This window comes from Mesorhizobium sp. B2-5-7 (assembly GCF_006440875.1).
Taxonomy (GTDB): Bacteria; Pseudomonadota; Alphaproteobacteria; order Rhizobiales; family Rhizobiaceae; genus Mesorhizobium; species Mesorhizobium australicum.
In genome coordinates this window covers 33,983-53,990 of the sequence record NZ_VFUO01000004.1, presented here as the reverse complement: position 1 = coordinate 53,990, position 20,008 = coordinate 33,983, and the positions used below count along the sequence as shown (strand labels likewise).

30 protein-coding genes, 1 tRNA gene and 1 riboswitch are annotated in these 20,008 nt (G+C 63.3%); of the genes, 15 read left to right on the top strand and 16 right to left on the bottom strand.

Features of this window, described 5'->3' with window-relative positions:
* Positions 1 to 19: 19 nt before the first annotated feature.
* Together FJ543_RS18150 and FJ543_RS18145 are read left to right on the top strand one after the other, a co-directional pair.
* Positions 20 to 1,099: a D-alanine--D-alanine ligase family protein gene (locus FJ543_RS18150; protein WP_140876274.1), complete on the top strand. Its 1,080-nt coding sequence runs from the start codon at positions 20 to 22 to the stop codon at positions 1,097 to 1,099.
* Positions 1,100 to 1,221: 122 nt separating this feature from the next.
* Positions 1,222 to 3,204, top strand: a complete 1,983-nt coding sequence (locus tag FJ543_RS18145) for an AI-2E family transporter (protein WP_140876272.1) — start codon at positions 1,222 to 1,224, stop codon at positions 3,202 to 3,204.
* 320 nt (positions 3,205 to 3,524) lie between these two features.
* Here FJ543_RS18145 and FJ543_RS18140 read toward each other — a convergent pair whose 3' ends face one another.
* Positions 3,525 to 3,833: a hypothetical protein gene (locus FJ543_RS18140; RefSeq protein WP_140876270.1), complete on the bottom strand. Its 309-nt coding sequence runs from the start codon at positions 3,831 to 3,833 to the stop codon at positions 3,525 to 3,527.
* A gap of 265 nt (positions 3,834 to 4,098) precedes the next feature.
* Between FJ543_RS18140 and FJ543_RS18135 the strand changes: the two genes are divergently transcribed.
* Together FJ543_RS18135 and FJ543_RS18130 are read left to right on the top strand one after the other, a co-directional pair.
* On the top strand, positions 4,099 to 4,341 hold the full coding sequence (locus FJ543_RS18135; protein ID WP_015317026.1) for a hypothetical protein: 243 nt from the start codon (positions 4,099 to 4,101) through the stop codon (positions 4,339 to 4,341).
* 93 nt (positions 4,342 to 4,434) lie between these two features.
* Complete coding sequence (locus tag FJ543_RS18130) at positions 4,435 to 5,511, top strand: PAS domain S-box protein (protein WP_041163410.1); 1,077 nt, start codon at positions 4,435 to 4,437, stop codon at positions 5,509 to 5,511.
* 28 nt (positions 5,512 to 5,539) lie between these two features.
* Here the strand turns inward: FJ543_RS18130 and FJ543_RS18125 are convergent, their stop codons facing one another.
* The 7 genes from FJ543_RS18125 to FJ543_RS18095 all read right to left on the bottom strand — a co-directional run bounded on the left by FJ543_RS18125 (position 5,540) and on the right by FJ543_RS18095 (position 8,912).
* Entirely contained in the window at positions 5,540 to 5,806 is a 267-nt protein-coding gene (locus tag FJ543_RS18125) for a DUF982 domain-containing protein (protein ID WP_140876268.1), read from the bottom strand.
* 109 nt (positions 5,807 to 5,915) lie between these two features.
* Positions 5,916 to 6,122, bottom strand: coding sequence for a hypothetical protein (locus FJ543_RS18120; RefSeq protein WP_015317029.1), 207 nt, complete (start codon positions 6,120 to 6,122; stop codon positions 5,916 to 5,918).
* Positions 6,123 to 6,261: 139 nt separating this feature from the next.
* Complete coding sequence (locus FJ543_RS18115) at positions 6,262 to 6,552, bottom strand: hypothetical protein (RefSeq protein WP_140665778.1); 291 nt, start codon at positions 6,550 to 6,552, stop codon at positions 6,262 to 6,264.
* 213 nt (positions 6,553 to 6,765) lie between these two features.
* Positions 6,766 to 7,011 carry a hypothetical protein gene (locus FJ543_RS18110; RefSeq protein ID WP_140716216.1) on the bottom strand — a complete coding sequence of 82 codons (246 nt, stop codon included), beginning with the start codon at positions 7,009 to 7,011 and terminating at the stop codon, positions 6,766 to 6,768.
* 203 nt (positions 7,012 to 7,214) lie between these two features.
* Positions 7,215 to 7,288 (bottom strand) — tRNA-Gln (locus tag FJ543_RS18105).
* Positions 7,289 to 7,323: 35 nt separating this feature from the next.
* Positions 7,324 to 7,620 (bottom strand): hypothetical protein, encoded by a 297-nt coding sequence (locus FJ543_RS18100; protein ID WP_140618060.1) that lies wholly within the window; start codon positions 7,618 to 7,620, stop codon positions 7,324 to 7,326.
* 383 nt (positions 7,621 to 8,003) lie between these two features.
* Complete coding sequence (locus FJ543_RS18095) at positions 8,004 to 8,912, bottom strand: alpha/beta hydrolase (RefSeq protein ID WP_140876266.1); 909 nt, start codon at positions 8,910 to 8,912, stop codon at positions 8,004 to 8,006.
* Between the two features lie 188 nt (positions 8,913 to 9,100).
* Between FJ543_RS18095 and FJ543_RS18090 the strand changes: the two genes are divergently transcribed.
* A complete protein-coding gene (locus FJ543_RS18090) occupies positions 9,101 to 9,397 on the top strand; it encodes a hypothetical protein (protein ID WP_015317034.1) in 297 nt (98 codons plus the stop codon).
* A gap of 92 nt (positions 9,398 to 9,489) precedes the next feature.
* A complete protein-coding gene (locus FJ543_RS32205; RefSeq protein ID WP_263495571.1) occupies positions 9,490 to 9,621 on the top strand; it encodes a hypothetical protein in 132 nt (43 codons plus the stop codon).
* A 70-nt stretch (positions 9,622 to 9,691) separates the two neighbouring features.
* On the opposite strand, the gene FJ543_RS18085 is transcribed toward FJ543_RS32205, so the two are convergent.
* The 4 genes from FJ543_RS18085 to FJ543_RS18070 all read right to left on the bottom strand — a co-directional run bounded on the left by FJ543_RS18085 (position 9,692) and on the right by FJ543_RS18070 (position 11,201).
* The gene (locus FJ543_RS18085) at positions 9,692 to 9,937 is read right to left on the bottom strand and encodes a DUF982 domain-containing protein (RefSeq protein ID WP_140876264.1); all 246 of its coding nucleotides are present in this window, start codon (positions 9,935 to 9,937) and stop codon (positions 9,692 to 9,694) included.
* 44 nt (positions 9,938 to 9,981) lie between these two features.
* A complete protein-coding gene (locus tag FJ543_RS18080; RefSeq protein WP_023782817.1) occupies positions 9,982 to 10,218 on the bottom strand; it encodes a DUF982 domain-containing protein in 237 nt (78 codons plus the stop codon).
* Between the two features lie 112 nt (positions 10,219 to 10,330).
* Positions 10,331 to 10,774, bottom strand: coding sequence for a GFA family protein (locus tag FJ543_RS18075; RefSeq protein WP_140791368.1), 444 nt, complete (start codon positions 10,772 to 10,774; stop codon positions 10,331 to 10,333).
* A gap of 247 nt (positions 10,775 to 11,021) precedes the next feature.
* The gene (locus FJ543_RS18070; protein WP_015317039.1) at positions 11,022 to 11,201 is read right to left on the bottom strand and encodes a DUF3606 domain-containing protein; all 180 of its coding nucleotides are present in this window, start codon (positions 11,199 to 11,201) and stop codon (positions 11,022 to 11,024) included.
* Between the two features lie 605 nt (positions 11,202 to 11,806).
* On the opposite strand from FJ543_RS18070, the gene FJ543_RS18065 reads away from it, so the two are divergent.
* The gene (locus FJ543_RS18065; RefSeq protein WP_140620672.1) at positions 11,807 to 12,235 is read left to right on the top strand and encodes a DoxX family protein; all 429 of its coding nucleotides are present in this window, start codon (positions 11,807 to 11,809) and stop codon (positions 12,233 to 12,235) included.
* A gap of 48 nt (positions 12,236 to 12,283) precedes the next feature.
* Here the strand turns inward: FJ543_RS18065 and FJ543_RS18060 are convergent, their stop codons facing one another.
* Positions 12,284 to 12,589, bottom strand: a complete 306-nt coding sequence (locus FJ543_RS18060; RefSeq protein ID WP_015317041.1) for a hypothetical protein — start codon at positions 12,587 to 12,589, stop codon at positions 12,284 to 12,286.
* Between the two features lie 98 nt (positions 12,590 to 12,687).
* Positions 12,688 to 12,942 (bottom strand): hypothetical protein, encoded by a 255-nt coding sequence (locus tag FJ543_RS18055; RefSeq protein WP_224531690.1) that lies wholly within the window; start codon positions 12,940 to 12,942, stop codon positions 12,688 to 12,690.
* Between FJ543_RS18055 and FJ543_RS31470 the strand changes: the two genes are divergently transcribed.
* The 3 genes from FJ543_RS31470 (at position 12,941) to FJ543_RS18045 (ending at position 13,959) form a co-directional block, all read left to right on the top strand.
* Positions 12,941 to 13,108 carry a hypothetical protein gene (locus FJ543_RS31470; RefSeq protein ID WP_181174002.1) on the top strand — a complete coding sequence of 56 codons (168 nt, stop codon included), beginning with the start codon at positions 12,941 to 12,943 and terminating at the stop codon, positions 13,106 to 13,108. The genes FJ543_RS18055 and FJ543_RS31470 overlap by 2 nt on opposite strands.
* Before the next feature lie 154 nt (positions 13,109 to 13,262).
* Positions 13,263 to 13,637, top strand: coding sequence for a hypothetical protein (locus FJ543_RS18050; RefSeq protein WP_140718396.1), 375 nt, complete (start codon positions 13,263 to 13,265; stop codon positions 13,635 to 13,637).
* Positions 13,630 to 13,959: a hypothetical protein gene (locus tag FJ543_RS18045; protein ID WP_246678836.1), complete on the top strand. Its 330-nt coding sequence runs from the start codon at positions 13,630 to 13,632 to the stop codon at positions 13,957 to 13,959. Before FJ543_RS18050 ends, FJ543_RS18045 begins: the two co-directional genes overlap by 8 nt.
* A 158-nt stretch (positions 13,960 to 14,117) precedes the next feature.
* Here FJ543_RS18045 and FJ543_RS18040 read toward each other — a convergent pair whose 3' ends face one another.
* Positions 14,118 to 14,825, bottom strand: coding sequence for a hypothetical protein (locus FJ543_RS18040; RefSeq protein ID WP_140876260.1), 708 nt, complete (start codon positions 14,823 to 14,825; stop codon positions 14,118 to 14,120).
* A gap of 198 nt (positions 14,826 to 15,023) precedes the next feature.
* On the opposite strand from FJ543_RS18040, the gene FJ543_RS18035 reads away from it, so the two are divergent.
* The 4 genes from FJ543_RS18035 (at position 15,024) to FJ543_RS18025 (ending at position 18,652) form a co-directional block, all read left to right on the top strand.
* Positions 15,024 to 16,571, top strand: a complete 1,548-nt coding sequence (locus FJ543_RS18035) for a glycosyltransferase family 39 protein (protein WP_140876258.1) — start codon at positions 15,024 to 15,026, stop codon at positions 16,569 to 16,571.
* Positions 16,572 to 16,742: 171 nt separating this feature from the next.
* A complete protein-coding gene (gene msrA / locus FJ543_RS18030) occupies positions 16,743 to 17,261 on the top strand; it encodes a peptide-methionine (S)-S-oxide reductase MsrA (protein WP_140620653.1) in 519 nt (172 codons plus the stop codon).
* Positions 17,262 to 17,411: 150 nt separating this feature from the next.
* Positions 17,412 to 17,501 (top strand): putative RiPP precursor, encoded by a 90-nt coding sequence (locus tag FJ543_RS31720; protein ID WP_210161496.1) that lies wholly within the window; start codon positions 17,412 to 17,414, stop codon positions 17,499 to 17,501.
* A gap of 98 nt (positions 17,502 to 17,599) precedes the next feature.
* Positions 17,600 to 18,652: a formyltransferase family protein gene (locus tag FJ543_RS18025; RefSeq protein ID WP_140876257.1), complete on the top strand. Its 1,053-nt coding sequence runs from the start codon at positions 17,600 to 17,602 to the stop codon at positions 18,650 to 18,652.
* Positions 18,653 to 18,710: 58 nt separating this feature from the next.
* Here the strand turns inward: FJ543_RS18025 and FJ543_RS18020 are convergent, their stop codons facing one another.
* Complete coding sequence (locus FJ543_RS18020; RefSeq protein ID WP_140718388.1) at positions 18,711 to 19,019, bottom strand: hypothetical protein; 309 nt, start codon at positions 19,017 to 19,019, stop codon at positions 18,711 to 18,713.
* Between the two features lie 275 nt (positions 19,020 to 19,294).
* Positions 19,295 to 19,408, top strand: a riboswitch (TPP riboswitch).
* Here FJ543_RS18020 and FJ543_RS18015 point away from each other — a divergent pair.
* Positions 19,399 to 20,007, top strand: a complete 609-nt coding sequence (locus tag FJ543_RS18015) for a YkoF family thiamine/hydroxymethylpyrimidine-binding protein (protein WP_015317050.1) — start codon at positions 19,399 to 19,401, stop codon at positions 20,005 to 20,007. It overlaps the preceding riboswitch by 10 nt.
* Position 20,008: the final 1 nt, after the last annotated feature.

Sequence of the window (20,008 nt, the reverse complement as noted above, 5' to 3'; positions counted from 1 at the left end):
TGACAGTTGAGGGATTTCGATGACCGGAAAGATCAGGGTTGCGATCCTCTATGGCGGGCGCTCGGCCGAGCATGACGTGTCGCGGCTTTCGGCCGCCAATGTGCTGAAGGCGATCGACCGGACGCGCTACGAGGTGGTGCCGATCGCCATTTCCAGGGAGGGCAGATGGCTGCTGCAGCCGGCGTCCGAGGCCATCGGCGAAGGGGCGGGAGCTCCAGTGTCGCAGGATGGCGTGGAGATAGCCCTGCTGCCCGGCGGCAAGGGCCGGCTGATCTCAGCGTCGCCTATGGGAACGCGGGCTGACCTGGCGCCGGTCGATGTCGTCTTCCCCGTGCTGCACGGTCCTTTCGGGGAGGACGGCTCGGTGCAGGGCTATGCAGAGGTTGCCGACGTCGCCTATGTCGGCTGCGGCATCCTCGCCTCGGCCGCGGCGATGGACAAGGATGTCGCCAAGCGGCTCATGCACGGGGCCGGGCTTGCCGTCGCCCGCTCGGTCACTGTCCATCGTAACGACGTCGGTTCCTTCCAGGAGATCGCCGGGGCGCTGGGGCTGCCATTCTTCGCCAAGCCGGCGCGCCAGGGCTCGTCGTTCGGAGTGAGCAAGGTGAACGACAGGGATGGTTTCGATCAAGCCCTCGAAACGGCTTTCCGCTATGACGGCAAGGCGTTGATCGAGGAGTTCGTCGAAGGCCGCGAGATCGAGTGCTCGGTGCTGCAACGGGCCGACGGCTCGCTCACGGTGTCGCTGCCCGGCGAGATCATCCCGGCCGGCAAGCACGGCTTCTACACCTATGAGGCCAAATATCTTGACGCCGACGGCGCGGTGGTCAAAGTGCCCGCCGATGTGCCGGCAGCGGTGATCGACCGGGCGAGGGAAATGGCTGGGCAAGCCTTCAAGGCACTCGGCTGCGAGGCGATGGCGCGCGTCGACTTCTTCCTGCGCGCCGACGGCTCCCTGCTGGCCAACGAGGTCAACACGCTGCCCGGTTTCACCGACATATCGATGTACGCCAAGGCGCTGGCCGCGATCGGCATCGGCTACAGCGAGGTCATCGATATCTTGATCGAGCATGCGCTGGCGCGGCACGGCGCGCGCTGATCCGAGTCAGCGGCCGCCGTATCGGATAAACCGCCCTTTGGACGGCGTGTCTTTCCACCTCTGGCTAATGTTGCTGGCCGGCTCTATATGCCCGATCATGGGACTGGCAGGGGAGGCATGGAATGGCGGCCAATCGTCGAAACGGGATGGCGTCGCCCGCGCATGGCTTGGAGGATATTCTTTCGCCCGCCGCCCCGCACCCCCGAACGTCGTTGCCCAATGTAGCCACCATCGTCACCACGGTGGCGGCGTTGTATTTCGGGCGTGAGGTTTTCCTGCCGATAGCGATCGCGCTGTTGCTGACTTTCGCGCTCGCCCCCCTTGTGTCCGCGCTCAAACGGGCCGGTATTCCCCGGATTGCCGCCGTCATCGTCAGCGTATTGGGGGCTTTCGCCGCACTTGCCCTGTTCAGCTTCATCGTCGCCACGCAGGTCAGCGAACTGGCGCAAAACATCCCGGTCTACCAGGCCAACATCCTGACCAAGGTCCGCTCGCTCAAGGAGACTGGCGTTGGGGGAGGGATCATTGCCAGGTTGAGCAAGGTGGTCGAACGTGTCGGCCAGGAGATCGACAGGCAGGAGACGCCGCCGCCGGCCGCCGCCCCGGAAAAGCCGCGTGAACCGGTGCCGGTCGAGATCGTCTCGCGCGAAAGGCCTTTGGAGGTTCTGCAGAACATAGTCGGGCCGCTGATCAGCCCGCTCGGATCGGCCGGGCTGATCATCGTCGTCGTCATCTTCATGCTGCTGGAGCGGGAGGATTTGCGCGACCGCTTTATCCGCCTTGTCGGGTATGGCGACCTTCACCGTACCACCGAGGCGCTTCAGGATGCCGGCAAGCGTGTTGGCCGGTACCTGCTGATGCAATTGGTCGTCAACATCGTGTACGCCGTACCAATTGCGGCCGGCCTGTGGATCCTGGGCATTCCGAATGCCTTGCTGTGGGGGCTGCTGGCCCTTGGCCTGCGTTTCGTTCCCTATATCGGGCCGGCGATCGGCATGCTGCTGCCGCTGTTCCTGGCGCTGGCCGTGGCGCCGGGCTGGTCGCTCGTGCTGTGGACAGCCGCCCTGTTCGTGGTGATGGAACTGATCACCGGCAATGTCGTGGAACCTTGGCTTTATGGCTCGCGAACCGGGCTGTCATCGCTGGCCATCATCGTTGCGGCTATCTTCTGGACGTGGCTGTGGGGCCCCCTCGGGCTGGTTTTGTCAACACCGCTCACCGTGTGCCTGGTGGTGCTGGGCAGGCACGTGCCGCAGTTTGAGTTCCTCGATGTCCTGTTTGGCAACGAGCCCGTGCTCGAACCCCACGCACGCCTCTACCAGCGTCTGCTGGCCGGTGACCCTGACGAAGCCACGGACCACGCCGAGGAGATGCTGGAAGAGAAATATCTGGTCGAGTTCTACGACAAGGTGGCCATTCCCGCCCTGCTGCTGGGCGAGCAGGACCGTGCGCGCGGTGTCATGGGCGACCAGCAAAGGCGTCAGGTGGCCGAGAGCGCCCTCGTGATGGTGGCAAACCTCGACGACAGTGCGCATGAGGAAGCAGAGGAAGAGGATGGCCCGCCGGCGGCCGAAGAGGAGCCGGATGACAAGGATCGGTCCGGCGAAGACGAGACCGAACTGCCCGACGGCACGGATCTGTCGGTGCTTTGCACAGGCGGGCGCGGTGAACTGGACGATGCCGCCGCCGCGATGCTGGCACAGGTGCTGGAAGTCCAGGGCACGACGGTGTCGAAGGCCGGCTTTGCCGATATGGAACCCGCCAACATCCGCCGTCTCGAGCTCGAAGGCATCGATACCGTGGTAGTCGGCTTCCTGAACCGGGATTCCGTCAAGCATGCCCGGTTTCTGGTTCGCCGGCTGAAGCGGGCGAAAGCGGCGTTGAGGGTGGGAATCGTGTTCTGGTCGCAGGGCCCCAATGAGGACAAGGAAGCGGCCGGGAAGCTCGCCCGTGACATCAACGCGGATTTCGTGGCGCATGGCATGGTGGACGCAGTGGTCGGCGCGCTGTCGAACGAGCCGCCAATTGCCCTCAAGCTCGTCGCCAAACGCCGGATGCGGCGACAGCGCGCCACCTCCCAAAAGGCCTCGGCGGCCTCGACCTAGGTGTGGGTGCCGGCTGATCTCAGAGACTGGGTCGATCTCGGTCGTTCACATATTGGAAGCGACATCGCGGGAGGAGGGCGACCTTGGCTTGTGTACCGGCCTCACCGTCGCGGCCTGGCGGGGGACGCGGGACACGGGTTTGACTGAATTTCCAGCGGGTGATTTCTGCACCTTGCGGCGCTGGAGCCAGCTGGACGACAGTTCGGCAAGCAGACTGCGCAGGACCTTCACGACATCCTCCTCTGCTGGACGATGCGGTAATCTCCGAAGGCCGGACTGGTTCCATGGCGCATGGAGCCGTCGCACCTTGGCGCTTCTGGCTATTGCATCGAGCCTGATCGATGTAGAGCGAGAGGGATCATCGAGCTCTCATCACGGTTCTCGACGAGTCCGGTTCCAGGCGGGGCCAATCCGTTGCCCAAAGCGTCGAATTCGATCGCAGCACCAACCAGTTGGGCAGCCTGCAGGACCAGATGTTCAATGTCCTCGAGGGCGACGTTCTCGGCCAGGTTCCTGACCCTGATCCTTTCCGCCACCACCGACACGTTGATGATGCCCGCGGTCTTGAACGCTGCGCGGACGCTCGCATAGACGTCTTCACGCAGTCGCGTGGAATAATCGTATCGCATTGAAACCTCCCAAAGCGAGTTGGTTTCCTCAAGCTGGCAGAATGCGCCCCATGGCGGCGCATGGCAAGTTAAAAGTGAAAAAAGCGTGAACAAAATCAGCTAGTTAGCATAGTTACACGAATGGGCAACCTGCGTTGGATGATCATCATTGGTGCGACGCTGCATTCACCCACTGACCGCGCTTGACGCAGGATGCCGAAATTCCTAACTGTAAGTAGAATGAGACGGTTACTAACTCGCCTGATCTTTGCGCTTGGAGGCGCACATGGCTGACCTGGAACGCCCGGAACGACTGCAGATCATGTTGACCCAGGATGAACTGGCCGCACTGGAAAACTGGCGTTTCGACAAACGCATGCCCAGCCGCTCGGCGGCGGTACGCGAATTGCTGCGCCGTGGCCTTGCCTCCGATGGCTTCCTGACGGCCGAGGTGGGCGCCAAGTCGCAGGAATTCGGCGTGCTCCTGCCCAATGGCGACGGCAAGGCCCCGCCGGAACAGGCGGAGTAAAACTTTCGCGGTAAGCCTTCCATTCTCGCGCCGGCGATTGCCTTGATCCGTTTGCGCCTTATCTGATCGGGAAAGATGCAATTGCGGGTGGCGATGAACGACATCGATGGCAGCGACAGACAGGGGGCGACCGCCGACGCCCGGCTCGCGGCAATTGTCGATTCCTCCTTCGATGCCATCATCAGCAAGGACCTGAACAGCGTCATCCAAAGCTGGAACCAGGCGGCGGAACGCATGTTCGGCTACACCGCCGAGGAGGCGATCGGCCAATCCGTCCTCATGCTCATTCCCGATCACCTCAAGAGCGAGGAGACCGAGATCATCAGCAAGATTCGCAGCGGCGACCGCGTGGCGAGCTATGAGACGACGCGCAAGCGCAAGGACGGAGCGCTGATTTCGGTCTCACTGACGATTTCGCCGATCAAGAACGGCGATGGCGAAATCATCGGCGCCTCGAAAATCGCCCGCGATATTTCCGCCGCCAAGGAGAGCGAGCGCCGGATCAGGCTGCTGATGCGGGAGGTCAACCATCGGGTCAAGAATCAGTTCGCGGTCATCCTGTCGATGGTCAGGGAGACCAGCAAGCGCTCGAATGGTCCGGGCGAGTTCGAGGAATTGATCCGCGCCCGCATCATGGCACTGTCGCGGTCGCACGATCTGCTCGTCACCTCGGAGTGGGCGGGGGCGAGCCTGTTCGACCTTATCCAGGAACATCTCAAGCCCTTCGGCCTCGAGGAGCAGATCCTGCTCTCCGGCCCGGTCCTGACGCTGCAGTCGAACGCGGTGCAGAACCTCGGCATGGCCTTTCACGAACTGGGCACCAACTCATCAAAGTATGGCGCGCTGGGCAGCGAAGGCGGCCGGGTCGAGATTACCTGGACCATCGGCTCCGGAGCGCATGCTCCGGGCTCCGCGGGCGAACGGGAATTCCAGCTGACCTGGGAGGAAAACTGCGAACCGCATCCCGGCGACCGGCGCGATCAGACCACGCGCAAGGGGTTCGGCACTGTCGTGCTGCAGCGTGTGGCGCCGCAGTCGCTGGGTGGCTCCGCCATTCTGGAGCGGTCGCCCGGCCATCTCAAATGGCAGCTGAGCGCGCCCCTGGCCTCCATCATCGTGGCGCAGGCCGGCAGCGAGGCCGATGGTGTTTCGCCGGGTTTCGGCATTTAGGGCGATCCGCCGGTGTGGACGCCGCCCCCTATTCCCTGTCGGGCTGCACCTGCTCGACCAGGATATGCGCCTCGCGCGCGGCCTCGACAAAGGCCTCCCTGGCGGTTTCGGGGGGCAAGTCGCCGCTCGTTGCCCTGCGGCAGGCGCGCAGTGCGGACTGATGTTTCAGGCTCCCGGCATCGCGCCAATGTGTCGTGAGGAGTTCGATCGCCTGTTGTGTGTTGGACAGGTTGCGGATGGCTCCGGCAACGCCTACCGAAACGACGACGGGCTTGGAGAACCATGCAGTTTGCATTGGAACCTAGACCATGTTTAGCCCGTGGAACGCGTTGGGCGGCATGAGGTTTCATCGCCGCCGATCACTGTAGCGTGAGGCTTTCGGGCATCTCCGCGCGAACCAATCCCTAGAGGATGCTGGTCGTCACTTCGACAATGATCGCGGCGCCTTCCAGTCCACCGTTGGGAACGTGCACGACGCGCGAGACCCGCAGATCCTGTGGGTTTCCGTCGACCGACAGGGACACGCTCTCGCCAATGCGCGGCACCGCCTGGAAAGTAACATTGGTGGCGTCGGGCCTGTTGTCGATGGATATGCGGCAATTGACGGTCATGGACTCTCTCCGGTGTCTGGCGATGCCCCGGTCGTCAACGCGGGGTCCATGAAATGGTTTCAGGAGGTTAGCTTCAAACACCTGCCGACCGCGGGCGAAATCACCAACTGCCCGGTAGCCCCGGCGTCCGGCCTCTGATTCAGTCGTCGGCTCTCGGAACGAAATAGCTGGTGGTGACCGCATCGCCGCCGATTCCACGCGTGACTTGAACCGAGGCATAGCCTTCCGGGGCAATCGAGCCGGTCGCCATCCGGTCGACCTGCTTGCACCGGCCGACCATTTCGCCGCTCGGCCACGGTGCCAATCTGATTTCAAGCGCCGCTTGGCACTCCGCCATCGATGAATAGACGACCGGGCGCGACTCCATGGGCCGACAGAGCGATGCGTTGCACGACAGCATGATCATCACCGCCGCGGTTGCCGGATCCATGAAACTCTCCTGTTGGCCGACGATGAACGTCCAACAGGCCGCAAGGTTTCATGCTGACGGGAGGAAGTGACCCCAATCAGATGGTCTGATTGTCGAGAAGCTCAGGACGTGCGGGAACAGGCCAGGACCGAGATCTGACGGCGCACTCACGCCTTATCAAAGGCCCGGCGGCTTCGGTCTCCGCGCCTCTGGGCAGCCAGAATTCCGGGAACATCAAAGGCCAAACGAGGACATGGTCCAAGGGTTTTGGTACCCAAGGCGCGGCTTGGCATTCGCTGCGTCGGTCGGGGTCGATGTTGCTGTTCCGGTTGCTGTGCAGTCCAATTTTGCTGCCACCGCCGCCTTGATCGACAGACCAGCGCATGCCTTCGAGGCGGTGACGGTCGCCTTCTTTTCGTGTGCCGCAGCGACATTTGAGCCGGCGAGGACAAGCGCCAGGCAAATGAAAACCATCTTCATTAGATCCCCCTAGTTTAGCTTAAGCTAAATTAAAGTTAACGTAACGTTACCTGGCCGTCAATCGCGACGGAGGTCCAGGGAGGAAGCCACCTTCCTCCTGCCCGGATACCGGCCGGTTCCTGTCCCGGATCACGGCATCATTGATCGGAGAGGATCGGGAGCTACCCGACCTGGTTCCGGCTACTCGTTGGCTTGCAGCTGCCTGGTTCCCGCTCATGGGCTCGAACCACGATTCACGCCTTCAAAGGGCGCTGTCCTACCATTAGACGAAGCGGGAAAGCCGGCACGTTATGGCGCCCAGGCAGCTTGCGGTCAATTCGGGAAATTGTTGACCGGCTCTTCGCAACGATAGACCGGGCAGTCCCCGTCGCGGGACGGGACATAGGCCGACATCGGCACTTCAGGCCAGTCGCACTCGTTGCCGAACTGCCTGACATAGCGATCGTAGGTGTTGGGGCCAGTGGTCAGCACCACGGCGCGGTGGTTCTGGATCATGGCCCGGATCTGAGCGCAGCCCATGGAGCGGCTGTCGGGCCGGGCATCGGCCAGACCGGTCGCCGCGAGCACGACGGCCATGGCCATCAACAGGGTCGGAACGCGAGCGGACATGATGGTTCTCTTCGGTTTGACGGAATTGCGAACGCGGCTGGCCCGGATTCGCCGGGGAATGGCCGCATGCATTGTCGCACATAACCCCCTATCGTGTCCGTTGGTTCCGCGACGGGCCTTGCCGGGCGCGCGTTGGCGCGCCGCGCAACCAAATCAGGCGTCGCGCATTGCTGGGCATGGACGGCAGGAAACCTTACGAAACACCGCAATGGCGGCCCGGAAACGAGGGCCGCGAGGCGATGTGCTGCTCCTTCTGCGGCGGCCGCGACCATCGGTTCGAGGAATGTCCGCGAATGCCCGATCCTTTCCGGCCCGGCGAGCCCGAGGGCGAGGATATAGCGGAGGAACCAGCCGGCTGATCCGAGGTGCCCGGTGGCGGGTGGCTAACCGGCATCCGACTTGAGCCCGCCGAAGAAATCGATCAGCGCACCTGCCGTTTGCGCGGGCGCCTCCTCCGGGAAGAAATGTCCGCCCGAGATCGCGCGGCCGCGCACGTCGTCGGCCCAGTTCCGCCAGAGCGCCAACGGCCCACCTTCGCCGGCATACCATTGGGCGAGCGCGCCTTGCCCGCTCCACAAGGCCAGCACCGGGCAGGCGATGCGCCGGCCGGCGGCTTTGTCCGCCCGGTCGTGATCGCGGTCCAGCGTTGCCGCGGCCCGGTATTCCTCGCAGATCGCGTGGAGGTGGGCGGGGTCGCGCAAGGCTTCGACATAGGCCTGGCGGATGCCGGCCGGAAAGACATCGGGCGACGACCCCCAGCCACCCAACGCATTGTCGACGATGGCGTTGGCGGCGCCCGCCAGGATCTTTTCCGGCAAGGGTTCGGGCTGTGCCAGCAAGGACCACGGCCAGAAGCCGAGGGCCAGCCGGGCGTCGGCCCGATCCCAGGCGTCGGCCGTGGGGACGATGTCGAGCACGGCGAGTTTTTCGATACGGCCGGGATGGTCGAGCGCCATGCGGTAGGCGACGCGCCCGCCGCGATCATGGCCGGCGACCATGAAGCTGGTAAAGCCGAGCCTGGCCATCATCGCCACCATCTCCGATGCCATGGCCCGCTTGGCATAGGGAGCATGATCGGCGCTCGAGGCCGGGCAGGCGCTGCGCCCATAGCCACGCAGGTCGGCGCAGATGACGGTGAAACGATCGGCAAGCAGCGGCGCAATATCGCGCCACATCAGATGGGTTTGCGGAAAGCCGTGCAGCAAAAGCACCGCCGGTCCGGCACCGGCGCGGCGCACGAAGATGCCGGCGTCCTCGATATCGACGTCGATAGGCTGGAAATGCTCGAACATGGCTGGCCTCCGGCACAGGCAACGGCTGGAGAACGGGATTGGTTGCGGCGCCTTCGCAAGCGCCGGCCGCAACGGGCCGATCCCGCGCAAGCTCTCCCCCAATCCCTTGGGCCAACCTTTTGGGCCGGCGGACGTTGTCCCCGTGAACGGAAGGCCGCCGTGGGGCGGCTTCAACGAAGGAGGCCGAGATGAAATCCCTCGTCATTGCGTCATGCGCCGCGATGCTGGCCCTGGCATTGCCGGCAGCGGCACAGACGGCCCAGCAGTCGCCGAACCAGCAGGCCGACAAATGCCGGGCACAAACGGATCAGGGCGGCAAGCAGCAGCCCGGCAACGGCGATCTGAGCGAGAAGCTCAATGATTGCGGTGGCGTGCTGAAACCGCCGCCTACTGGCGATCAGGGCATGGCCGCGCCGGCGCCCGACGAAGGCAAGACGCCGGTCATCAAGCCGGGCGAGGTGCCGCCCCAGCCGCCAAAGCAGTAGAGATCGTTCAGCAGCATTGTCATGACGGCGGAGGAACTTCGCGGATCAGGAAACGTTTCTGTGACAAAACCGGATCTGGAAAGGATGGAGCCGTGAGAGATGTTGCCAGTACCGCCGCGTTGCTTGCCTCTATTGCCATCGTCATTGTCCTGATGCTGACGGCGCCGAAGAGCTTCGGCTTCGAGGCCTCCCACCCGATCGTGGACGGCGATCTGCCAGTGTAATGACCGAAAGCGGTTCCGCAACAAGAAAGCAGGCGAGTTCGCCTGCTTTTCGTTTCCATGGTGCCTTGACTTACCTGACCAGAAGGCCGGCGTGATCGCAGAGCGCGGTGAAGGCTTCCTGCGCCTGTGCCGCGCCCTCATTGTTGGCCAGCGCCGACTCGATCTTTTCGCGCGCGATCTGGTAGAAGGGGCCGCGCCTGGCTTGTGGCCAGTCGATCAGGATTTCACTGGCGTCCTGAAGCGTGGCCACCTCGCGGATCGTGTCCGAGCCATGAGGCTTGACCCGCAGCGGTGTCGACAGCATCAAACCGGCCATTGGTTTCTCCCGCTACTGGGTCCTCATTGCCCGCTACCAGGGCCTCATTGCAGGATGCGCGCCTCGCGCGCGGCGTCGATCATCGCCCGCATCGCCTTTTCCGCCGGCGTCCAGCCGTCCAGCGCATCGCGGCAGCTGCGCAGTGCCGCCCGGTATCGGCGGCCTTGGCCGGCCGGCCAGTCGCCAAGGCATTCCAGCCCCTCCCAGGCGCTGCGCACCACGCGCTCCCGCTCGGGAGCGAATTTCAGGCGGATCGGTCGGGGAAACATCTTGTCGTTCAACGGTCGTCTCCATGAATCATGCACATCGGCCGACATGCACCGAGGAAGCGCCGGATAACGTCGACGACAGGGGAGGGTTCCAAGCCCGGACAATCAATTTTTAACCATGCTTTCAGTCGCGCGCGACGGCGTCCGACAAGGGCCTGGGCGCCGGCAGATCGACATCCTGTGCTTGCGGCCGGTCATGTTCGAACTGCTCGGCGTCGGGCAAGGCATGCAGCCAGGTTTCGCGCCGGCCGGTCCACAATTCATATTGCGGTGCCAGATCCGTCGGTGCGACGTCGAGGCTGCCGAGCATCACCTCGGCCTCGTTGTCGTCGACCCAGGCGACGCGGCTGCCGCAGGTCGGGCAAAAGCTGCGTGTGCCGTAGCTGGCGACCTCGCCCGATGTCTCGAACGCATCGCGCGGCCAGATGGCAAAGGCCGAATAGACCGAACCACCCGCCTTGCGGCAATCCTTGCAATGGCAAAGGCCAACCCGCGACGGCTGGCCGTTGACGACGAAATGCACGCCACCGCACAGGCAACTGCCGGTCCTGCGTGTTGTGTCGGACATGGTTGCGCCCTCCGTTTCGCCAGCCTGGCTTTGCCTGCCATACGGGTGCTCCAGCCGTGGCCGGCTCCGTCAGTTTGGCATGCCGCGGGCCGGGCGGGACAGATGCTCGTCTGCCATTTCGTTGGCCAGGATGAGAAACCGGGAAAAAGACATCCTGTTCACCGTACCGCCGAGCCCGGTTGACGCGGCCCGCAGCATTCTTCAACGCCATGCCGGCGAATTGGTTGCCGCCTTGCGGCCAGTCCTTCTATCCGCGGGCGGCCATGTGGTTGTCGAGCTTCTTGCGCGAGGGTCCGTAGCGCTTGATGATGGTCTGGGCCTCGCTCTGCGGAATGCCATATTTGCGCGCGAAGGCCGCGACCTCGTAAGTTTCCTCGCTCGAGACCAGCTTGCGGTCCTGTTTGGTCTTGGATTTGTCGTCAGGCATGTCGGGCCTCACTTTCTGTAAGCCGCATGGTCGCGCGGACACCTATATGTCGCGGTCACACATAACACGGATCGGCGATGCTGGTTCCATCGCGGAGCAATCCAGTTCAGCCTAGGCCGATGAAGAGGTCGGGTCGGCGCTGTCGGTGTCGCTGCATTGGGCGCAGCGCGCGCTGGCGCCGGGACAGCCGCGGCGATGCGTGCCAGCGGGGCAGCAAAGGCCGCTGGAACTCGTCCAGCGCGGGCATTGGAAAACCTGTCCGGTGCCGCCGCAGCCTTCGCACTCCAGAACCGGTGTCCGGACCAGATAGGACTTCGTCCCCAGCCTGACGCTTGCGCCCAAAACCCACCCACCCATATCGTGCACCAGACACAGCTGTGCATTAGCCCTGGCTAACAATATCACGATCAGGGTTACGGACAAGTTTCAGGATGATTAAGAATTTCTAAAGCTGGGCCTGCCGGGAAGCGGTCTTGCTTCTTCCTTCGAGCGGTGCGCTGCCATTGCATCGGGCGTCAAACCGGAACCGGTGAAAATTTTCGCCCGGCATGTCGGATCGGCACATGGCGGGGCGTCCTTGGGGCTGATGAAGCTGGAGAACAACCATGTCGCCCCAAATCGCACAATCGCCGTGGCAGACCGCGGCCCTTCTCGTCGCCCGCCTGATCTTCGCCGCCGTCTTCCTGATGGCGGTGACCTTCAAGTTCCTGGGCATGGAGGCCACGGCGGGCTATATCGCGGCCGCGGGCTTTCCGTTCCCGCTCTTCCTGGCATGGTGCGCGGCAATCCTGGAGGTGGCCCTGGTGCTGTGTTTCCTCAGCGGCGCCTTCTTCACCCAAGCCGCCCTTGTCGCCGCCGCCTATGTGCTGTTCCTCGCCTTTGCCTTCCACGGACCCAGCCACTGGGCCGGCAACCAGGCCGAGTTCGGTTTCTTCGTCGACCATTTTTCGTTCCTGGCCGGACTGCTGTTCGCGGCGGTCCACGGACCTGGAAGAATTCTGGCGCTGAACCTGGGATGGCCGGGCAGGGCGTAATGAGCATGCCGGGGGCAGGGCACGAGGAGTCCGCCAGGGGCAGGGATCTCACATCTGATCGTTGTAGGGCTCCTTCATCTGGCCGACCATGCGGGCCAGCTTCGAGAAAGACGGCATGTCGGCCTCCGGCTGGCACTGGTTGGCGAGTTCCAGCAGCCGGATCGGAAAATTGACGGCGTCGCGGTTCGACGCCGACATGCCGTCCGATCGCTCCTCGCCGGTTTCCGACGCCTCGGCCTTGCGAAGCGCGATGTCGATCTCCTCCGACGTCAGCACCCCCTTTTTGACCAGGACGTGGTTGATCGAGGCGACGGCCATCAACAGGCCTTCGAGTTGCAGGTTGGCGACGTTCATGGATTTCTCCCTCCGTTGATCGCAGTGGAACGCATCAGCGGCGTTTCCGATCCGGCCGGCGTGCGGGAACCAGCGCGCCGATCGTGAGCGGTCAGGCGCTACTCCTGCGTCAGGCGCTCGCCATACTCGCGCCAAAGCGCCCTGACTTCCAGGCTGCCGAGGCGTGGGATCGAAGGGTCGCCGCAATCTATGGCGACGGTGCCGATGTCGTAATTGGGGTAAGCGTTGGCGACGAAGCGGATCGCTTCGCCAAGCGAGTGCACCCGGATGACCGGATCGGCCTGACCCTGGCCGGTGCTGCGCACACCGGAAACCGTGGCCGGAGCGTGCCGCATCCTGAAGACGGATGCCATGGCTGGTCTGTCCATCGTCCTCTCCCACAAGGCCGTGCGACGGGAATCATTCCATGAGCTGGCGCTGATGATTTCACAGGTGCCGGTTCATGAACAGCCGGATAAACGTCAGCCGCCGGGATCATGCCTCCCGGAGAAATATGAATTTTTTCCTATTTGGCATTGACCGGTGAGGGCAGCGATGCTATAAATCCATCCATGGTGCTGATTTGCGCCACCGACCCGCCGCCGAGGCGGGTTTTCTGTTTCTGGCCCTGGTTGGGCTGCCTGCCGATGCGGTGGCGCCGTAGAGCGCTGCTTCCGCGAGATGCGAGAATCCCATGCCCCGCTATGCCAGCATCATCACCGGCGATGACGGCCGCGAGATCGTCAGCGCCATCGGCGAATTCGAGGGCGCCGGCCCGGTGGCGCGCCTCGGCCGCGTCGAGGAGGTTCCCGCCGGCGTGCTGATCGGCATGGTGCGCGATGCGGCCGGTGGCTTCTGCTTTCCGCAGGCCGGTATCGGCGCACAGCTCGTAGGTCTCGCAATGGCGCGGCTCAAGGCTGCAAGGCCTGTGGCGAGGCCCGCACAGGCCGCGAAGCCGAAGCGCGGAAAGGCCAGGAAGAAATCCGCCCGCTTGAAAAAGCGGGCCAGGCAGGCGCCGCCGAAGGCCGCCGCCGATGATGTCAATGTCGGGGCGCGGACCCATGACTGATGAAACCGGGCCGGCGCGCCGCAAGGCCAGGGCGGCAAGGCGCAAGCCCGCTGCCAGTCCGGTAGCCGCCAAGACGCCCCGGCCGAAGCGGACCAAGAAAACATTGGGCGATGATTTCCTCGCCGCCGTGCGGGCCGATTTTCAGGCGCATGGCGCCGGTGTCCTCGCCGAGGTGCGGACCGACAAGCCGGACCAGTATCTGAAGATCGTGCTGTCCGTGCTGCCCAAGGATTTCGGTGTCGCCGTAAACCAGCTGGACGCCCTCTCGGATATTCTGTTCGAGGTGATCGTGCGGAAGTTCAGGCCAGCCCCGGAGGACTGACGGCCGGCCCTGCTTTGGGACCGGCACCTGAGGCCTCGATCGAACCAAAAGCCCGCCTTGGCTCACGCCAGGGCGGGCTTTCTCGCGTTTCCGGGCAGCTCGCCGTTTCACGGATACGAGGCCCGGCTCCTCTTCGGCGCAAGGTCGGAAAACCGTACTCAGGCCAGGATGTTGACGGCGCGGGCCGCGACCAGCGCGATCGTGAGCAGCGAGATCATCGCCTCCGCCATCATCAAAAGCTTGGCGCGCTGGGAAAGCGGCAAGGTGTCGGTTGGTGAAAACGCCGTCGCATTGGTAAAGGCGAGGAAGAAATAATCAACGAAGCCAGGCAGCCAGTCGCGGATCTCGCGATCGTCCAGGGTCATTTGCGGAAACAGGAAATCGGCATGGGCGCGTTTGACCAGTCCGCAGGTCGGCGGCCCGCCGCGATCGGTGCTCCAGAACCACAAGGCGAAGACGATGATGTTGGTGAGCCAGATGTTGAGCGCGTCGACGAGCAATGTCTGGCCGCTGCTGCCGGCATGTCCCGCCAGCAACACGCGCACCAGCAGCACCAGCGAACCGCAGTTCATGACGCTGACGACGCCGGTCATTACCAGGGCCGTCCTGCGGATCATGACGCGAAAACGGCCGACGAGATACCAGTGCTCTTCCTCGACCGCTTTCTGGGTGGCGACCTGCGTCCAGGCGGTGGCCACGGACAGGGGCACCAGCAGGGCGGCCTCCAGCGCCGGCGCCAGCCAGCGAGGGCCGAACGAAAGATCGTTGATGACCAGAAGCTGCAGGCAGATGATGACGAGGACAGCCGCGCGCGCCAGCCAGAAGTCGAGCGCGCGGTGATGGATGACGGCATGCTGGTGACGCATCGAATGTCCGGGATGCTGAAGTGGGATCAGGTGTGCGGGCTGTTTTGCCCGGGGAGGGCAATAGAACGCCGAGATTCCCGCTCAATCTTGGTATTGCAATGGCGCACAAGTATACTTTTTTGTAAGCTTTGACCTTGGGGCTATTCGGCAAACCGGGCGATGTGATTTAAGCGCGGCATGGCGGGAATTGACGACTCCATGGATCGTTGGGTGCCGGCAGCACTGCCTGCCGTGGGCCTGGACTCGTCATTGGTCTGGTCCGCGCTGCTTCGGCACCCTTGGGGTTTGCTGGCACTTTTGTGCCTGGTGCAGATCCTGTTCTGGACCCTGGTGCCAACACTCATCGATCCCGCACCGCCCGGCGACGTCGTGGAAGGCTTCATGTGGGGCCGCGAATGGGTGCTTTTGACCTACAAGCATCCGCAACTCCCCGGCTGGCTGCTCGAGATCAGTCATCTCCTGACCGGATCGTTCCGCTGGCCGCAATATCTGCTGGCCCAGCTGACGATCTCGGCCACTTTCGTCCTGGTCCACCTGCTGGCTCGCGACACGCTCGGCCGCGACAAAGCGCTGGCCGCCGTGCTTTTGATGCCGTCGGTCTATTTCTTCGGCTGGCCGACGCCGCAATTCAATCACGACTATGCGCAGATGCCGTTCTGGGCGGCGATCTGCTGGTTGCTGTGGCGCGCCAGCCGCGGCGGCGGGCCGGGCTGGTGGCTGGCGCTCGGATTGGTGTCGGGCGTTGGGCTCTACGCCAAGTTTTCCACCGGCTTGCTGCTTGCCTTCGGCGGCCTCTGGCTGCTGTGCGACCCACGTGCGCGCAGCCGGCTGGCGACACCCTGGCCATGGCTTGGCCTGGCTGTGTTTCTCGCCGCCGCCACGCCGCTTGCCATCGCACTCTACCGCATCGATTTCCTGCCGTTGACCTATTTCGCCGGCCGCGATGCGTGGGTGAGCGAGCACCGGGCGCGGCTCTATTATATCGGCGTCCAGATGGCCGGCCTTTCCGGCTTTCTCCTGGTGTTGGCGCTATCAGGGCTGTTGCGGCGCTCACCAGCACCGCAAGTGCCGGTCGAGCGCGACACGCTCGTCTATCTTTGCTGGATGGGGCTTGGGCCGGCGGCGCTGATCATGGTGGTCTCGCTGTTCACCGGCACCGGCGAAGCCTGGGGCGCACCGATGTACAATCTTGTCGGCGTCGTCGCGCTCGCCTTTCTCGGTCACCGGCTCGGTGCCGTCGAGATGAGGAGGTTGGCGATCTGCGCCTTCATCTGCATCGTCGCCATGTCGGGCGCCTATGGGGCGATCCGATGGACGGACTGCAATGTGCGGGGACGCATGGACGCCGTCTGCTGGCCGGCGCGGCCGATCTCGGACGAGGCCGAGGCAATCTGGCACGCGGCGGCGCCGGGCAGGCTCGACATCGTCGGAGGCGACACCAATCTTGCCATGCTGGCTGGCCTCAACGCCTATGACAAGCCGTCTATCTTCACCGATCTCGATATGCGGTTCGCACCCTGGATCACGAGGCAGCGGTTGCGCGATCACGGCATGCTGATGGTCTGGTCGGGTCGTCACGTGCCGTCAAGATTTCTGGCGTGGGTGGACAATATCCCGGTCAAGACCGTTCTTTTCAACTGGTCGCGCGAGGCACCGCCGGTGGCGATCAGCTTTGCCGTCATTCCGCCCGGCACGCGATATCTGCCGGCTGCCGCTAGCAGCCGGACCCGGCATCCGCGCAGCTAGGGTGAGCGGCGTCGTGCGATCCCATTCCCTATAATACAACCGGACGGCCGCTCGTCTGACTGGACGAAGCTGGCAACAATGCCCATTTATGCACTATCCAAGTTTGTGCCGCGCAATTCCCGACGGAGAGCCGCTACACTTCCCCGGAATTGCCTTTTGAGGAGACGTGACATGGCGACTTCGAGCGAACGTGCAGTGCTTGCCGGCGGCTGCTTCTGGGGCATGCAGGATTTGATCCGGCGCTTCCCGGGTGTCCTTGCCACGCGTGTCGGCTACAGTGGCGGCGACGTGCCGAACGCCACCTATCGCAATCATGGCACGCATGCCGAAGCCATCGAGATCACCTTCGACCCGGCGAAAATCAGCTTTCGCCAGCTTCTGGAATTCTTCTTCCAGATACATGATCCGACGACGCGCAATCGCCAGGGAAACGATGTCGGCATGAGCTATCGCTCCGCAATCTACTACACCGATGAGGAGCAGAAGCGTGTGGCGGAGGACACCATCGCCGATGTCGACGCCTCCGGCCTGTGGCCCGGCAAGGTCGTCACCGAACTTGCGCCGGCCGGAGCGTTCTGGGAGGCCGAACCCGAGCACCAGGACTATCTCGAGAAATATCCCAACGGCTACACCTGCCATTTCGTCAGACCAGGCTGGAAGCTGCCGGTTCGTGAAAAGGCGGTTTCATAAGGTTCACCAGCCGTTTTGGCAGCAGGTGGGGTATAAACGCCCGTCGATTGCCAAGGATCATACGCATAGGGGCTGTTAGCCGCCGTGGCGGTTGACAGTTCGTTGCGTTGCTGGCCAACTGTGTGGGTTGATCGATCATCGGGGATGAGCATGAAGAAGATCTACGAAAAGCCGGTGTTGGTGAAGCGGGAAAGACTCTCAAGTGTTGCGGCGGGACCGCTTTCTTCCAAGGCAGCCTGACCGGCCAGGCCGGCTTTCGGGCCTGGCTGGCCGAGTTGTAACGGTGATCGAATTGCTGGCGCGGGCAGGCTACGTCTCGCCCCGCTGGGCTTGAGAAGATGATTTCTTCCGAACCCGCGGCCCGCGCCGGGGAACTCAATGCAATTTTCATCCTGGATGTTTCTGCTTATACCGGGCCGCTGCTTTCCGGATGGATCGAGGCGGGAAACCGTGTTGGTGCGATCATCGTGCCTGGTTTTCAACGCCCATCCAGAGGCTTCAGCATTGGCAATTTTCGGCGCAGGCTGAGGCGCCGGCTTTTGCTCAGGCGCCATCTCGGCAACACGCCGGTAAAGCTGATCGAATTCCGCCGGCCTTACGACTGGAACGAGCTTGCCCGGCAATTGCCTGACATCGCCGCGGATGTGCTGATCTGCTTCGCTTTCCCGACCTTGATCCCGCAGCAGCTGCTCGACCTCTTTCCCAAGGGCGGGCTTAATTTTCATCCGGCGCTGCTGCCCAACTACCGGGGGCCGCATCCTCTCCATCGTCTTGTCGCGGATGGCCAGCATGCGGTCCATGGCGGCGTGACACTGCATAAGATGTCGGCCAATTTCGACGACGGCGACATCCTCGGACAAGTGCTGTTCACCGAAGCAGACTGGGCATCGCGGCGGGATATGGTGGACGGCGTGGCGAGCGCGATGCGCCGGTTGGTGCGTGAGGTGGCGCCAGGCTATTGCAAGAATCTGGTGTCGGGGATGCGGCAGCCAGCCGGTGATTTCGTCTGGGCTCGACTTGAGCGGGACCACATGGCGATTTCGTCCGACATGTCGATCGGGCACGTTGCCCGGATGTGGCACGTATTGGGCGCTAAACCCGGTATCTATCTGGATGTCGCCGGCCGCAAGGTCAGGCTGGCCTTCCAGGTCAGGCGACTGGGTCCGCCAACCGGAAAGGGTCCCGTAAGGCGGTGGGGGATGGTGGAGTTCGATCTTGCCAATGGCCGGGTTCGGCACCTCACCTACGGGCGCCTGCTCAAACGGCTGATGAAAATATACGCCTCATTCCCACGCCCCCGGGCCGGCAAACCGTACGCTGAATTAAGGGTCTTTGGCCGGGTGGGCAGTGAAGCGGCACCAGAGCCGCAAGCGGGTAGTCGCGGACACTGAATCCCAATAATGGGAACCGCGGAAACTGCGTCCGCGGTTCTCATATCGCGATGGCAAACTACTTTCCGCAGTTGTTGTCGTTCACGGTCGGCGCGGTGGCGTTGCCATTGGCGTCCGTCTGTGCACCCTGCGGGTTGGTCGGGCAATTCTTGTCCGCATTGGAATTCATGTCGCCCGGCGTGGTGGTCGTGCTGTTGGTCGCGCCCGGATCGATCGTACTGGGTGAAGCCGGGGTGCTTGGGTCCACAGTGACGGACTTGCCGCTACCGCCGGGCCCATCCGCGCCCGCTGCGCTATTGCTTTGTGCCATGGCGGATGTTGCAACGGCAATGGTGAAGGCCGAAGCCGCGAGGATTTTCATGAACATGATTTGTCTCCATCTTCTGTGAACTCGTCGCCGGGAACGGTGCACGGTTTCGCGGAAATCATGAACCGCTCAATCTCTTGTTTTGACACAATCCCGAACGGAAAATTGGTCCTGGAATCGCGTCCAGCGACTGGTGGGACAACCCCTCGGAATGGCGAAGGTTCCAGACAAATTTCCGCGCCGGCGATGTCCAATTGCCCTGGAGCTCGGGCAATGCTTTAGCGCGGCTTGCCAAAAAAACAGCTTTCCCAACCGTCCGAATGATGCTTTAACGCGCCTATCCACAGGGGTGCTCCGTACGGTCGGGGCTGAGACGGGGGCGGCAAGCCCACAGACCCTAGAAGCTGATCTGGGTAATACCAGCGGAGCGAGGCGGGCGATGTTTTCAGGCGCACAGGTTTCCCTATATCCAATGGCCGACGATTTCGTCGGCATCATTCTGGGCGCGCTCGGCGCGCTCGATCCGTACCGCGATAAGCTCAGGATCGAGACCGACGACATTTCGACCTTGCTGGTCGGGCCCCCCGAGGTGTTATTCCCTGCGCTGCGCGACCTTTTCGTGGCCGCGTCTGGCAGCGGCAGGCATTGCGTGCTGTCAGCCACCATTTCGCGTGGCTGCCCAGGCGAGCCGGATGACCCGATCTGCCGCTCCGACACGTTCGGCGGACCTGCCGGGCCACTCGGCCCGCGCAAGCAAGCCGCCATCACCGCAGTGCGCGGCGCGCCGGCCACTGGCCAGCCGGCGGCGGCGCAGTTCTCGCTCTATGTGATGGGCACTGACGACCACATGGACGAAATCTATGGCTGCATAGATTTCCTGAAGCAGTCCGGCGTCTACGATCGCTCCAAGAATTTCTGCACCAAGCTGCGCGGCGATGCCGGCGCGATCTTCTCGGCCCTCGATGAAGCCTTCTGCCGCTTCGGGCCCGGCGCCGGCCATGTAACCCTCGATGTCACGGTCTCGGCCAACAGTCCCACCGCCGTCTGAA